This window comes from Blautia wexlerae DSM 19850, from assembly GCF_025148125.1.
GTDB classification, from domain to species: domain Bacteria; phylum Bacillota; class Clostridia; order Lachnospirales; family Lachnospiraceae; genus Blautia_A; species Blautia_A wexlerae.
Genome location: NZ_CP102267.1, coordinates 2,445,302 through 2,459,962 on the forward strand (window position 1 = coordinate 2,445,302; position 14,661 = coordinate 2,459,962).

At 43.7% G+C, this 14,661-nt stretch carries 13 protein-coding genes and 1 pseudogene; 3 read left to right on the plus strand and 11 right to left on the minus strand.

From position 1 onward, the window contains the following. Window positions 1-9: 9 nt before the first annotated feature. Genes NQ550_RS11310 through NQ550_RS11330 form a run of 5 tightly spaced genes read right to left on the minus strand, consistent with a single transcriptional unit; the run spans window position 10 to window position 5,660 of the window. Window positions 10-858 (minus strand): hypothetical protein, encoded by an 849-nt coding sequence (locus NQ550_RS11310; protein ID WP_025578228.1) that lies wholly within the window; start codon window positions 856-858, stop codon window positions 10-12. 18 nt (window positions 859-876) lie between these two features. Further along, window positions 877-1,968: a DUF6077 domain-containing protein gene (locus NQ550_RS11315; RefSeq protein WP_025578230.1), complete on the minus strand. Its 1,092-nt coding sequence runs from the start codon at window positions 1,966-1,968 to the stop codon at window positions 877-879. Continuing rightward, on the minus strand, window positions 1,965-4,382 hold the full coding sequence (locus tag NQ550_RS11320) for a xanthine dehydrogenase family protein molybdopterin-binding subunit (protein WP_025578231.1): 2,418 nt from the start codon (window positions 4,380-4,382) through the stop codon (window positions 1,965-1,967). The genes NQ550_RS11315 and NQ550_RS11320 overlap by 4 nt, the downstream gene beginning before the upstream one ends. 2 nt (window positions 4,383-4,384) lie before the next feature. Beyond that, on the minus strand, window positions 4,385-4,852 hold the full coding sequence (locus tag NQ550_RS11325; RefSeq protein ID WP_008703339.1) for a (2Fe-2S)-binding protein: 468 nt from the start codon (window positions 4,850-4,852) through the stop codon (window positions 4,385-4,387). Continuing rightward, window positions 4,842-5,660: an FAD binding domain-containing protein gene (locus NQ550_RS11330; RefSeq protein WP_025578234.1), complete on the minus strand. Its 819-nt coding sequence runs from the start codon at window positions 5,658-5,660 to the stop codon at window positions 4,842-4,844. Before NQ550_RS11330 ends, NQ550_RS11325 begins: the two co-directional genes overlap by 11 nt. 598 nt (window positions 5,661-6,258) lie before the next feature. Between NQ550_RS11330 and NQ550_RS11335 the strand changes: the two genes are divergently transcribed. Next, window positions 6,259-6,846: a cytidylate kinase-like family protein gene (locus NQ550_RS11335; RefSeq protein ID WP_020993942.1), complete on the plus strand. Its 588-nt coding sequence runs from the start codon at window positions 6,259-6,261 to the stop codon at window positions 6,844-6,846. Between the two features lie 202 nt (window positions 6,847-7,048). Here NQ550_RS11335 and NQ550_RS22870 read toward each other — a convergent pair whose 3' ends face one another. Then, window positions 7,049-7,129 (minus strand): DUF6783 domain-containing protein, encoded by an 81-nt coding sequence (locus NQ550_RS22870; protein WP_390388394.1) that lies wholly within the window; start codon window positions 7,127-7,129, stop codon window positions 7,049-7,051. Here NQ550_RS22870 and NQ550_RS22875 point away from each other — a divergent pair. Further along, window positions 7,121-7,180, plus strand: a pseudogene (locus NQ550_RS22875) (DUF6783 domain-containing protein); the annotation flags it as partial. The gene NQ550_RS22870 and the pseudogene NQ550_RS22875 sit on opposite strands and share 9 nt — an antisense overlap. Before the next feature lie 68 nt (window positions 7,181-7,248). On the opposite strand, the gene NQ550_RS11340 reads toward NQ550_RS22875, so the two are convergent. Beyond that, the gene (locus NQ550_RS11340; protein WP_008703342.1) at window positions 7,249-8,349 is read right to left on the minus strand and encodes a DUF362 domain-containing protein; all 1,101 of its coding nucleotides are present in this window, start codon (window positions 8,347-8,349) and stop codon (window positions 7,249-7,251) included. A 101-nt stretch (window positions 8,350-8,450) separates the two neighbouring features. Next, the gene (locus tag NQ550_RS11345) at window positions 8,451-8,993 is read right to left on the minus strand and encodes a phosphatase PAP2 family protein (RefSeq protein ID WP_008703344.1); all 543 of its coding nucleotides are present in this window, start codon (window positions 8,991-8,993) and stop codon (window positions 8,451-8,453) included. Window positions 8,994-9,241: 248 nt separating this feature from the next. Between NQ550_RS11345 and NQ550_RS11350 the strand changes: the two genes are divergently transcribed. Next, the gene (locus tag NQ550_RS11350) at window positions 9,242-10,624 is read left to right on the plus strand and encodes an MATE family efflux transporter (RefSeq protein WP_025578238.1); all 1,383 of its coding nucleotides are present in this window, start codon (window positions 9,242-9,244) and stop codon (window positions 10,622-10,624) included. Between the two features lie 157 nt (window positions 10,625-10,781). On the opposite strand, the gene NQ550_RS11355 is transcribed toward NQ550_RS11350, so the two are convergent. The 3 genes from NQ550_RS11355 to NQ550_RS11365 all read right to left on the minus strand — a co-directional run bounded on the left by NQ550_RS11355 (window position 10,782) and on the right by NQ550_RS11365 (window position 14,425). Continuing rightward, window positions 10,782-11,213, minus strand: coding sequence for a DUF6465 family protein (locus NQ550_RS11355; RefSeq protein WP_008703348.1), 432 nt, complete (start codon window positions 11,211-11,213; stop codon window positions 10,782-10,784). Between the two features lie 108 nt (window positions 11,214-11,321). Beyond that, complete coding sequence (locus tag NQ550_RS11360; RefSeq protein WP_025578240.1) at window positions 11,322-13,715, minus strand: ABC transporter permease; 2,394 nt, start codon at window positions 13,713-13,715, stop codon at window positions 11,322-11,324. A gap of 11 nt (window positions 13,716-13,726) precedes the next feature. Then, a complete protein-coding gene (locus NQ550_RS11365; protein ID WP_008703350.1) occupies window positions 13,727-14,425 on the minus strand; it encodes an ABC transporter ATP-binding protein in 699 nt (232 codons plus the stop codon). Window positions 14,426-14,661: the final 236 nt, after the last annotated feature.

Consider the following 14,661-nt stretch of genomic DNA (forward strand, 5'->3'; position numbering starts at 1 on the left):
CAATATGCATTATTTACGAGGATTACTATAATCAAATCTGTAAATGTAGCAGGATTCCGTCTGTGCGATCAGTTCACAACCACACTCTGTCAGAAAATCATGGTCAACCAGCCCGATCTGTGTTACTACGAAATCTGTCTTTGATTTCTTCAACGCAGCCTGAAACCCTTCTTTATCTTCATAGATATGATAATCGATCACATCCAGCAATGCTTTCTGTCTTTTATAGAAACTGCTGTTCTCATCATAGTTTCCCGCCACTGTACTGCCTGATCTGTAGATACTTGCATTTCTGCTTATTACAGTGGCGATCCCCGCATCATACTGTCGCACAATACTGTTAAGACTGCCGTCAAAAACAACCCTTGGAAAATCATTCTCCTGGTTCTGGTGGATCACGTCGCAGACTGCACGCAGATCATTGGGCACCTTATAAATATTCTCTGCCATTGCAAAATTGGTCACTACCCCGTCCAGCGGATTTCCCAGGATCACAAAACCTGTCAGCACAGCTGCAGCCATAAGAACTTTTATCCAGGTCTTTCTAAAAGCGGTCACAAGTCTGACTCCATAGTAGGCAACCGCCGGGATCACAGGAAGAATCCAGATAAACCGGTAATATTCATTCTCAAACTTCGCCTTTGCGATAAGATATTTTACAACCAGCGGATTATATACTGTCAGCAGCAGAAATACTGTATAGCCGATAAATATCCCGGACTTTCTTTTTCTCCCCAGGACCAGTGTGCAGATCAGTCCTACAGCAAACAGAAGAGGATACCAGCAGGAACCCCAGTACAGCTTCATACATGCATCAACAAAGCGCAGTCCCAGTTCCTGAATTGTTACACCTGCCATTTTTTTCTCCTTTCTGTATTATGATGCAGCCAGCGTCAGCAGACCGATTCTGCATGCAAAAAATACAGCTGCATATAATGCCGACGGAAGCATACACACTGCACAATATACCAGCCCCGAAAATCTCTTATTCATAACTGCCGCCGGAGCCATTCCCGCTGCGATCACGATAGGAAAGATGATAGCAGAACCGGAAAATGTCAGCGCACTGACCGCTGTGACAAACAATATGATCCAGACATTCCTGCTGTTTTTCTCCTGCAGATACCAGACGGCACACATAAGAACTGCAGGGATGGCAATGTTGGCAAGGATGGCTTTTCCCTCGTAGCTTCTGGTAAAGAAAAAAGTTCCGGAGGAATAAATCGTACCGCAAAACAGCTGTAAAACACAGACAAAGACAAGCATCAGATCTGCTTTCTTCCTGTTTCCGTCAAACAATCTCTTACCGATCTGATAAATGATCAGATTGGCAGTCACTACATTCATACATGACATTACCTGCTTTGCCTGCACAATGGGATGGATTCCCAGAAGTCTGCACCACACTGCATTATGCATCGGATATGCGGAAAAAACATATCTGGCCTGAAATGCCTTCTGGATCGCTCCGTTAAAGGGATTATATCTGCCAAGAGTATCTGTGTATACAGAAGTACTCACTGTACCTACATAATACGCCGCATCTACTGTTGTATCCTCGTAAAAGATCACAATCAGACACTGCAGCAATACTACGGCACCTGCAAGGATAATCATCACAGAGTGATTTTTCCATATTTCAGAAATGCTTCCAAAAATCCCACTACATGTTTCCGTTTGTCCGGCACGTATTCTCCGTTGTTTTTTTATTGTGCAGATCACAGCTGCGCAAATAACCAGAGCCATGATTCCTGCCCATATATAAGCCGCAGCTGTCAGGGATACCCATTTCAGTGTCATCGGTACGATCACCAGTTCAAACACTGCAAAGTAAACCAGATATCCCAGTATGAAAGTCAGGGAACAATCCCCTTTTACTTTCAATATCCGGACCAGAACAATGCCTGCTGCATAAAAAACTATAAACTCCAGGGCAAAACCTGCACAGGCAAGGCATAATTCTCTCATTCTTCCACCTTTGACCCTGACCGGATGGATTCGCGGTTTTTCAAAATCTCCATGGCAATCTTCTCAGGAGTCATCGGAAGCTCTGTCAGACGCACACCTGTTGCATTATAAATTGCCTCAGCCAGTGCCGGACATGGAGTATCAATTACAAGCTCACCAATGGATTTGGCACCAAAAGGACCGCTCTTTTCGTAACTGCACTCGAAATCCACGCGGATATTTCCGATATCCTGTCTGGTTGGGATCTTATACTGCATAAAAGAGTTGTTGCGGATCTTACCTTTATCTGTATATTGTACATCTTCCCAGAGAGCCATGCCAATTCCCTGTGCAATACCGCCCTCCGTCTGTACACGTGCAAGATTCGGATTGATCGGTGTACCGCAGTCAACAACCGCCACATAATCCAGAACATCCACACTGCCTGTCTCTGTATCCACCTCTACTTCTGCCATACCTACCATAAACGGCGGCGGCGAGATCGGTGAAGAATGCTGTTTCACAACCTGAAGCTCGATATTGTTAAAGAAAGTGCTCTTTAATGCAATATCTTCCAATGAAACTTTCTTCTGGGCATTTTCAGAACTGATGGCATCCATATCAACACTATAGCCCTCTTCTGCATCTGTCATATGACCTGCTGCATTTCCGTCTGCCCCATCGCTTATCTCAAGTGTCTCATCATAGAATACACAGGATCCGTCGAAATCAACTTTTCCCTCATCTACTTCCATCATCTCTGCGCCAAGCTTACAGATTTTTTTCTTCAGCTCCTCACAGGCCTTCATAACCGCTACACCGGTGGTATAGGTTGTGGCGGAAGCATAGGAACCGGAATCATAAGGAGAAATATCCGTATCCACACTGAATACTACTATGTTATCCATAGGCGTATTCAGACAGTCAGCCGCAATCTGCGCCATAACGGTATCACAGCCTGTTCCCATATCCGTACATCCAAGTGCCAGTGTATAAGAACCATCTTCATTCAGCTTAATATCTGCGCCGCCTACGTCAACTCCTGCAATAGAGGATCCCTGCATAGCCATGGCAACACCGACTCCGCGGACCTTTCCATTTCCCATATCCCTGCATGGATATTTGGAATCCCAGTCCATCATCTCTTTGGCGCGCGCCATACAGCGGTCCATGGAACAGCTCTGTGCATAAGGAACATCCGGATATCCCGGAAGAGGACCGCCCTCTACAGGCATATTCATTTCTTTTACCTTAACAGGATCCATTCCCATCTTATGTGCCAGCTCATTTACTGCAGATTCCACTGCAAAAATACCCTGGGTTGCACCATAACCACGATAGGCACCTGCAGCCTGCACATTTGTATAGACAACATCAAAAGCAAACCTGTAGGCTTCTGTATGTCTGTAAAGAGCGATTGATTTATGACCGCTGAGTCCTACTGTTGTAGAACTGTGTTCTCCGTATGCCCCAGTGTTGGACAAAGTATAAAGATCAATTGCCTTGATGATACCATTTTCATCTGCACCTGCGCGTACTGTGATCTCCATCTCATGGCGCGGTGAAGAGCAGATCATGGACTCATATCTGGAGAAGATCATCTTGGACGGGCGGCCTGTTTTCCAGGTCACGATCGCCGGATAGATCTCACTGACAGAGGTCTGCTTTGCACCAAAGCCGCCACCGATCCTTGGCTTGATCACACGTACTTTGGAAGCAGGAATGTCCAGTGCCCTTCCAACGATCCTTCGCACATGGAATGGGATCTGTGTTGAGGACAGAACGATCAGTCTGCCGAAATGATCCATATAGCAGGCTGTGCGGAAAGTCTCCATCATAGTCTGCTGGTTTGCTCTTGTATGATAAGTGCGCTCTACAGTATATTTACACTTTGCCAGAACTTCATCTACATTTCCATGTTCTTCCACTGCGGATGCACATAAGTTTCTTTTGTTGTCTCCGCCAAGAGGAATTTTCAGCTTCCAGTCATCCTCCGGATGGACCAGGATCGGATTATCTTTTGCCTTGTGGATATCCAGAACCGGTGTCTCCACGCGGTAATCTACGCGGATTCTCTTCAATGCTTTATCTACCGCCTCTTCTGTCTCACCCGCAACAATGGCAACTGCATCTCCCACAAAACGTACATGACGGTCAAGGATCAGTCTGTCATCCGGACTCATCTCCGGTGCAGTCTGGCCGGCAAGGGTAAAACGTTTCTGAGGCACATCTTTATAGGTAAGGATACATGCAATTCCGGCCACCTTCTCGGCAGTACCTGTTTTAATATCTTCCACCCAGGCGTTGGCGTGGGGACTTCTCAGTATCTTCACGATCAGGCAGTCCCTTGGTGCCAGATCATCTGTATAGACAGGCTTTCCGGTTACCAGTGACATTGCATCTGTTTTACGTACAGGTTGATTTACATATTTCATCTTTATGCTTCCTCCTGTGCTTTCTTATATTTCAGGAACTTCAGGATACTCCTTGTCTGGGAAACAAAACCGGAACATCTGCACAGATTTCCCGCAAGATATTCTTTGATCTGCTCCTCTGTGGGATCTTTGATCTCGTTGAGCATCGCAAATACATTCATGATAAATCCCGGATTGCAGAAACCGCACTGTTCCGCACCTTCATTCGCCAGAAAGCTTCCAAACTCCTGCGCTTCTCTCTGCATTCCTTCCAATGTAACGATTTTCTTTCCCTCAATGCGTGCTGCAAGTGTACTGCAGGAAAGCACCGGACGACCGTCCATAAGAACTGTGCAAAGACCACAGTTCGCAGTTTCGCAGCCTCTTTTCACGCTGAAACAGCCCTGTTTTCTTAAGAAATCGATCAGCAGTGTATCCGGGGAGATCTCTGCGTGGCGGTTCACTCCGTTAAGCCAGAAATTAATATTCATTTTTCATCCCTCCTACTGCTTCCCAGGCTCTTCTTGTCAATACTTTTACAAGAAGGGTTCTGTATTCCTTTGATCCTCGCATATTGCCTGCAGTAGGAACGTTCTCTGCCGCATATTCTGCAAAGGCTTCGATCGCCTCTTCCTTCTGCTTTTTTGTCATGTTCCGGAAATTCTTCAGGATCTGCTTCTTATCTTCCACGATCATGGCACGTGCAGGTCTGGCACCTATCACAGTCCTTGCCTCATTTCCGATCACAGAAGCTGCACAGGTCAGCACCGGGAAATCTGTTTTTATGTTTCTCTGACTTAAGTAACAGGTAAGAAGTGGCTCTTTTCGCACGATGATATTTACAAGGATGTCATTGTCCTTCTTCATATTTACAAATTCAGTCAGTGGAATACGGCCTGCATCATATAATTCTACCCATGTATCCATTCCCAGGAACATGGTCAGAACATCTGAGAAACCATATCTTCCATAAATGCTTCCTCCCACAGTGGCACAGTTTCTGAACTGTACGCCTACAATGTGGCAAAGGCTTTCTTTCATAGCTCCATGTGTGTAGGTATTCAGAGCTTCATTTGTCTCCAGGTCATGAAGCGGAGTCATACATCCGATGACAAATTCGTCATCATTCTCCGAAATCGCATCCATCCCCAGACCGGAAAGATCAATCGCTGTGGATATTGCTCTGTTGCCCATTTTCATCCAGACCATTCCCCCAAGAATACGGGCTGTTTTCTTCTGGTTCAGTTCATAAGCTTCCGCCAGACTGTTTACCTTTACATAGCTTTTGATTTTCAGCATTATGTATCGTATCCCTTTCTTACATACTTTTCATATCTCTTGTAATATTTTGACTCGGATCTGTCGTCAGACAGCCAATTTAATATAATACCATAGCTTAAAGAAAAAATCTATAAATATCCTCTATTTCATAAATAAATTTTTGTTACTGTTCACTCCGTTCTCAGTAACGTAGCCAAAATTCATTCCAGATTGCCTGCGGCAATGGAATTTTGGCTTGTATGTCTCGGCAGTAATCCTGGTCAGGCGGACAATATCATCCGCTTTGCTGCTTGCTGTAAATATTACTCTAATTCTAGCATATGACAGCCAAAAGTGTCTATTGATAAAACTATCCAAAAAAACACTTTTCAAAATATTATCGGATTAACTGTATCATTTGTTTCATTGCGAATCGTTTTTGTGCACTGTACCTAAATATTTTCGTAATATATTTGGTTTTTTATATATTTTACTGGATTTTTTCAAGTATCAATGTTATAATGTTCACAAATAAAAGACTTATCACTGTTAATTGCAGATAACAGGTACAATTTGCGAATATCCGCCTGAATCTATATCGTTCAATAACAGAGATGTCATAAAGGAGGGTTTGATTATGAGTAAACGCGTGATTACAATAAACAGGATGCTCGGCAGTAATGGCCGCCTGATTGGTAAAGCTCTGGCAGAAGAGCTTGGATTTGCTTTTTATGACAAAGAGCTGATCGATATTGCAGCTCAGAAAGAGAATATTCCTTTTGATTTGCTTGCCAAGGTTGATGAGAAACGTGGCAGCCAGTGGCGTTTTCCCATTGACCATGAACTTCAAATGGACAGCGATTTTCACTTTGTTCCCATGAATGATGTGCTCTTTGATCTTCAGCGAAAAATTATTCTGGATGCTGCTGAGAAAGAAGATTGTGTGATCGTTGGCCGATGCGCCAATCACATCCTCGACAATAAATGCCTGAGCGTATTTATCCATGCACCATTTGAGTATCGTGTACAGACTGTCATCGAGCGTACGGGACGGGAAGAAAAAAGTGCACAGAAGCTGGTTAAGAAAGTGGATAAAGAACGGCGTACTTATTATGAGTACTTTACAGATAAGAAATGGAAAGATATTTCCCAGTATCATCTGGCATTTGACAGCAGTAAATTTGAGCAGGATAAAATTATACAGATGATAAAGATGGCATTGTAAAATCAAACAGGGTTCCAGATTCAAAAGTCTTATCATGCAGGCACGAACGACTTTTTGAACCTAGTACATCGTTTCGTAAATAACTATACCAATCGTGTAGGATGCGGATTCGAGTGTGCTGGTATAAAAACGCAGGCGTAGCGGGCTACGCTGAGGCTTTTAGACCTGTGCAATCGGATTCGCAGACAAGTGAGTGGTATAGTTATTTCGAAAACGATGTACTAGAGCGTGTCTGAAAAATCATTCCCGCAATCTGCACGCCCCATTTTGCGGGATATTTCACCCGAATTCAGTTGCCGTAGCCCACTACGGCGCCCTCATCCGGGCAAAATATCCCACAAATTGTGACGCACATCCTGCAGAAAGCCTTTTTCAGACACGCTCTAGGACCCTGATATCATATTATTTATTTTCTCCCAGAATATACTGCTTCAGGAAATCATAAATCTGATTCTCTGTTGGAGGACATCCCTTTACGTTATGTTCAAATTTACAGGTGCATGCACCTACACCCAGTTTTCCTGTTTTTCCGCGGTATCCCTGGCCGATGCAGATTTTCGTGTCCAGTTTCTCGAAAAGGCCGTCATTTTTAAGCATTTCCAGAGCCGGGATGAGATAACCATAGCAGGCACTGCAGGATTCTACTTCTTCTACTGCATCCTGAAGTTCTACCACTTTTCTTGATTTCGGAAGTTCTTTGCGGGCATTTTCCTCACAGTATATGATGCGGGAATTTTTCAGATCAGTACTTCCAACCCCAAGCTTCTCTGCCAGTTCAATATACGGTACATCTTTCGTTGTATAATGCATGATCTGACATACATAAGAATCGATCAGTACCGGATCCGTCCCCGCCCAGATACGGTTCATCACTACCGGATTTCCGCCATCCTCGAAATCCAGATCTCCGCAAATGTTATCAACCACGACAAAATCCTGATGGAGCCCCGCATTCAGATGTGCAATCGGTTCATGCAGTCCCATCGCATGAAAATGACGCTTCTCTGTATTGGGGATCAATCCTTTCATATTTTTCAATGCACATGTGATCTTTGTCTGACAATGGCCTTTCAATACCGGAACATTGATCAGAAAATCGATATTTGCCGCACGTTCACAGACATTCAGTTTCATCCCCCTGCAATCTCTTTCAATCCCCTTGTCTTTCTGCATATCCCAAAAAGGCACCTGATATTTTTCCGTTAGTTCACGATATCCGCACACTTCGTATGCTTCTATGGTCTTATCTCCCACCCAGGAGCCTTCCAGAATGGCAATATTTCCATATCCGTTTTCCTGCAGATACTCAATAATTCCCGCCACAATTTCCGGATGTGTGGTAGCTCCCCATGAAGCCTCGGAAGGTGATACAAGATTAGGCTTGATACCAATCTGCATCTTTTTATCTGAAATTACAGATGCCAGGCCGCACTGTGCCAGCAGTTCCTTTGTCATTTCTTTGTAATTGGTTCCGCTCTTTATATAGATTTCATTTTTGTTCATTACAAGATTATCCTTTACACTTTACATTCGAATATTTTTCTGCTGATTTTTGCATATCTTTTTTGTATTTTCCCCCCCCCGGAAGTTTTCTTCTGAATCGGTCAGCTTTTCTGAGGTGAAAATGTTCTCCGCATCAGCCTGCATGCCACTGTACTTGTGAGCAATGCCACCAGAAATCCTGCCAGAACATCCCCCGGATAATGTACGCCCAGATAGAGTCTGGAAAAAGCAATCATTCCGGCCAGAACAACAGGTAAAATCCCCCATTTCCCGGGCAGCATCCGCAGACAGACCAGTGCAACGGCAAAGGAAGCGCAGGTATGGCCGGATGGAAATGAATAGTCTTTCGGTCTGGTGATCAGCGGAATGATCTGTGTATAAGTATCAAAAGGTCTTGGACGGGCTACTGCATTTTTTATCAGCAGATTTGTGATCAGAAACCCTGACAGCAGCGAGAGTGCCGCTGTCACTCCTGTTTTGCGTGTTTTCCCGAAACAGATCAGAAGCACACATAATACGATCCAGAACCATCCTCCGTTTCCGAGGAAGGTGACTGCTCTCCAGAACGGAGTCAGGGCATCCACCCTTAAATGTTCCTGGATCCACAGTAAAATATTCATATCTAATTGCTGTAATGTCGCCATAAACTTCTCCCATTATATTTTTTATCAGTCACAGTATGTATTCCTCTCAAAATACATACGAATTATATCAGTCCGACTTCTTTTGTGCAAGGTATTATAAGCAAAGTTGATTTGTTTAAGGACTCAAAAGTCAAAATAACGTAGAAATCAGTCAAAATACCGATAGCGTTTTTCTGCCGGAAGGATTATGCTGAAAGCAGACTAATAAAACTGCCTGATCGGGCAAATACTTATTACGGGGGGTAAATATGATAAACACATTATCGGCCGATAAGGATAATTTTTACCGGCAGATGCTTAAACTGACGATTCCGATCATTATCCAGAATCTGCTCAGTGCAGCGGTTAACTCCGCAGATGTAATTATGCTTAATTATGTGGGACAGTCTGCGATTTCTGCGGTGTCTCTGGCTGCCAATTACTCCAATATCCTGTTTATGGTATATTATGGACTTGGTACAGGCGCATCTCTTCTGTGTGCGCAGTATTTCGGAAAAAATAATATGCAGGCTATTCATGCGATCGAGGGAATTGCTCTCCGCTTTTCCATCATAATCTCGGGAATCGTAGCACTAATCGCATTTACTGCTCCTCAGCTTATGATGAAGATTTTTACTTCTGATCAGAAACTGATCTCTATCGGTTCTTCTTATCTTAGGATTATGGGAATTACATATCTCTGTTGGGGAATTACAGAGGTTTATCTGGCGATTTTGCGCAGCATCGGACGTGTAACGATCAGTATGGCATTGAATATGCTGGCTTTTATATTGAATATTATCCTGAATGCCACTTTTATCTTCGGGCTTTTCGGCGCACCGAAGCTGGGGGCTACAGGTGTTGCCATTGCAACTGCTGCTTCCAGACTGATCGAACTGGCAGCATGCGTGATCGTTTCTTTCCTGAGCAAAGATGTTAAATTGAACCTGACCTTTATGTTTATCCGCAGTAAGGTGCTGTTTGGCGACTTCGTCCGGCTGTCACTTCCCGCTCTTGGAAATGACGTTTCCTGGAGTGTTGCTTTCTCCATGTACTCTGTGATCCTGGGACATCTCGGAACAGATGCCGTTGCAGCCAACTCTCTGGTTACGGTTGTCCGCAATATCGGTTCTGTGTTCTGCTTTGCAATTGCCAGTGCGGGAACGATTCTTCTTGGAAATGTAATGGGAAAAGGGGATCTGGAGAAATCGAAGGTGTATGCTTCCAGAATGCTGAAGATGACCATTATAGCCGGTGCCATTGGCGGTGTGATCGTATTTGCCATCACGCCTCTGGTCCTGAGATTTGCATCCTTAAGTGACGGGGCAATGCATTATTTGAAGTACATGCTGCTTATCAATACCTATTATATTATGGGTTCTGCGGTAAACACAGCCTTGATCGCCGGGGTATTCCGCGCAGGCGGTGATACGAAGTTCGGACTGATCTGCGATACCATTGATATGTGGGTATATGCGGTACCTCTGGGATTTTTTGCGGCCTTTGTCCTGAAGCTTCCGGTATTGTGGGTCTACTTCCTGCTCTGTACAGATGAGTTTGTGAAATGGCCATGGGTATTCCATCATTACCGCCAGGGGAAATGGGCACAGAATATTACAAGGGAGGATCTGTTTGAGCAGAAAGCTTCCTGAGATATCATCCATATCCGCCGCAGTGTGGTTCTATCATAAATAAGCAAAACAGCAGGTCTGTTCATTCTATGAACAATCCTGCTGTTTTTATGTCTGCAGATTTTCTTTCCGGATCCCTGCAGACATCCATTTTCGGTTTATAAAAAATGCTTACAGATTATAATGTATTCAGGTCGATTCTGTAATCGTCAGAGCCCTGTCCGTCTACTGTGTAGTAAGCGGCTTTCTGCTCAACATTTACATAAACGCTGATTTCTTTTCCTTCGATGCCTTTGTCTTTGATGTCTTTTTTGATTGCTTCCTCGATGGAGCTCATTGTAACTGCAAAACCAGGTAATTCGATAGTTGTTTCTGCGAATTTTTTGATGTCGATATTTTTAGCCACTTCTTTTACTGCTTTCTTTACAGTTTCTTTTGCTTCTTCTACAACCGGAGCCTTCGCAATATCAGCTGCAGCGTCTTTTGCTTCTTCAATTACTTCTGAAGCCTTTACAGTTGTTTTCTCAACTGTCTCTTTGACTGCTTCTGTAGCCTTTGTTGTTGCTTCTTTAATAGTTTCCTTTGCTCTTGAAGTTGTTCTTTTTCTCATAATAATCTCCTATTCCAACTGATTGGTCTAGAGCGTGTCGCTCTAACAGTTTCCTGTGTAACCGTATCACAAATTCCAGATAATGTCAAATTTTTATCAAATTTTGTCCTACTCAACATTTTTTAAGGCTTCATCCATAGGAACCTTCTTCACTCTCCGAAATTCCAGCAAGGCCACGATTCCGTATGTAATGATTCCTGCTGCAAACATCTGCACATAGATCATCGGGTCGATCCAGAGCGTAATCCATCCGGAAATACTGGACAGCATCATCTCCCGGAACAGAACTTTCATGATTACTGTTTCTAGCGGCAGACTCAAAAGCAGACAGAACACCACCACCAAAGACGTGGACATAATATATAGCTTGCTGATCTCGCCATTTGTATAGCCCAGGATTTTTACCATTGAAATAGACTGGGCATTTTTTTCGATAATGATCTTGGAAAGAAGATAGACCAGTACCATATAGATCATAATGGCAAATCCGTTTACCATACCCATCATACTTCCCATGGATACATCCAGCTGTCTGGAGATCTTTGTCAGTGCATCAAGGTCAACTACAGATCCTATATACTGGCTCTTGATATCTGTAAGCTCTGTATCTGAGAAATACCCACTGTAATAATCCTCTCCCAAATCAAAAATATCATTCAGTTCACTGCGGGGCATAAACACACACAAGGCAGCCGTATAATCATAAACTCCTGCTATTTTAAACGAATATTTCTCTTTTTCGTATTTTTCTTTCAGAGTGATGGTATCCCCCACATGAAGCAGGAATTTATCCGCATATGCGCTCGAAATATAAACTGCTGCGCTTTCTTTTTCTGCATTTGCCGTATTCTTGTTATCTGCTTTTTCTTTATTCCCCGCTTCATCTTTTTTATCTTTTGTATTATTAAAATCTATCGTTACATACCTGCTGTCCGGTTCGATCCCGTAAAGCAGTACTTCCTCACTCTTATATTTTCCTGGCAGTGTATTCAGGGAATAAGCAGAAAATTCCTCTGCATCTTCATTGTCTGTTCTGGAATCCATATAAAACTCCAGCAGAGAGATCAGACCGTCAAATTTATTTCCACTTACTGCGCTGACCGGAACCTGAAGCATATACTGGTATTTTGCCAGCATATTGTTCTGGATTTCCACCTGGTAATGGGACAGTGCCGAAGGAAGCAGCAATCCGAACATCAGCAGCAGATTTGCAAACAGGATCCCGATAAACAGAACCATATAATTACTCATATTCTGAAAAATCACCCGAAGCCGGAATCTGGAAAAGATTTTCATCTTCGGACTCAGATAAATTGCCCTCTTCTGCTTTCTTCCCGACAGATCCCTGCGCAGGAATTTTAACGGTGACAGCTTCAGCTTATGTCTGAGCACTCCGTAATTTACCACCAGCATAATAACTACCGGAACCAGAGTTGTAAGCCCAAATGCCTCCCCATTCCATACGGTCACATAAGTCGGAAGACTATAGCTTCCATAATACATATCTGCACATACATCCTTTAATACAGTGTATCCAAGGATATTTCCGATCAGTGCACCCACAAAAGTAACCAGCACCGGAAGTGTCATATAGTGAAGAATCAGTTCCTGTCTGGTATATCCGGACGCACGTAAGGTACCGATAACACCGGCTTCTTTCCGTATCGTATTGCTGATGGTAATTCCGAATACAAAGGCCATGATCACCATAATAATATAAAGAAGCATGATCATCATAGCCTTGTCTCCACCCATATCATCCCCTGTAAAAGTAATGGCCTGATTCAGATACCGGGGTACAAAAGCCTCCAGTGTGACAATCTTTCCCATATCCTCCATCAGATCCTCGGAAACTTCTTTCTCTTCCTTTTCTGTCTTCGGTTTTTCGTCATAGATCCAGGAATAATTGTATTGCAGTTTTTCCTGATCCAAAGAATCAAACTCCTCCTCGGTCACAACAGAAACCCCAAATTTCACAGCATCAAACATGGAATCGTTGTTATTCTGAAACAGGCAGCTGTAGTCGGAAAGTGCCACCAGGCCGGTAATCTTCCAGGTTCTTTTTCCGCTCCGGAGCGTATCTCCCACAGACAGATTGTTGTTGTCTGCATACATTCTGTCAATGGCAATCTCTCCTGTCCCGGCAGGCAGCTCTCCCTTCATCAGGCAGACCTTGTCCACCTGCTGCCTGTTTTTAAAAAAACGCATGGTGCTTCCATTATCCAGAGGTTCCTCCACATAATAATTATCATACAGCTTCACACCCAGCGCCTCTATTTCTTCTCTCTGGGTTTTGTGGACTTGCTCTGCTGTGCGAAAGTTTCCGTCTTCTATGTTGTACTTCTCAAAACCTTCATTGTAAGCAATAAGCATACTGTTATCTGCAACTAGAAAGCCTGACACAAATCCAATGGATGCAACCATCAGGATAAATACAACCAGATACTTGCCCAGTTCTCCCTTCAGTTCTCTGGGCAGACGTTTGCGTAAAGGATTTTTCATCATATGCCTCCTTACCAGTCAAGCTCTGCTGCCGGGATCTTATGCTCATTGAGGTAATTTTTGCGGATCATCCCATCGCGAAGCTTCACCACCCGGTCAGCCATATCTTTGATGGCATCGTTATGCGTTACCATGACGATGGTGTTGCCGTATTTCTGGTTTACCGTCTCGATCAGCTTCAGGATTTCCTTGGAGGTATTATAATCCAGGGCTCCTGTAGGCTCATCGCAAAGAAGAATATCCGGATTCTTTACAATGGCTCTGCCAATGGCAGTCCTTTGCTGCTGACCGCCGGAAAGCTGATTGGGAAGCTTTCTCTGGTGCTCATAGATTCCCAGCGTATGGAGCAGTTCATCTACATCCAGAGGCTTATCACTGAGATAGGCTCCCACCTCTATATTCTCCCGCACTGTAAGATTGGGGATCAGATTATACATCTGAAAAATATATCCCAGATGCTTACGCCTGTACAAAGACAGATTCTTCTCCGACATATCTGCCAGACGCTCCCCGTCTATGACCAGATTTCCCTCGTCTGCACTGTCAATCCCACCGATAATATTCAGAAGCGTAGACTTACCGGAACCAGACGGCCCCAGAAGCACACAAAACTCTCCTCTCTCAATGTCAAGATCCAGCCCTTTAAGCACATCCACCCGGCTGTCCCCTGCACCAAAAGACTTCTGAATTCCCTGTATCTGCAGAAACATTTTTTCATTCCTCCCTCATATCCACTTCCTGTGGAGCAAATTTCTTTAATTCTTTAATATAATAACACTGCTGTTTTACAATATTGTTATACTTCGCTAACTTCAGGTTAGTATAAACTTACTCCATTGTCAACTGATTTTCGTAGTTTTGTAAAATTTTATGGATATGTTCGTTACTGTTCACTCCGTTCACAGTAACGTAGCCAAAATTCATTCCAGATTGCCTGCGGCAATGG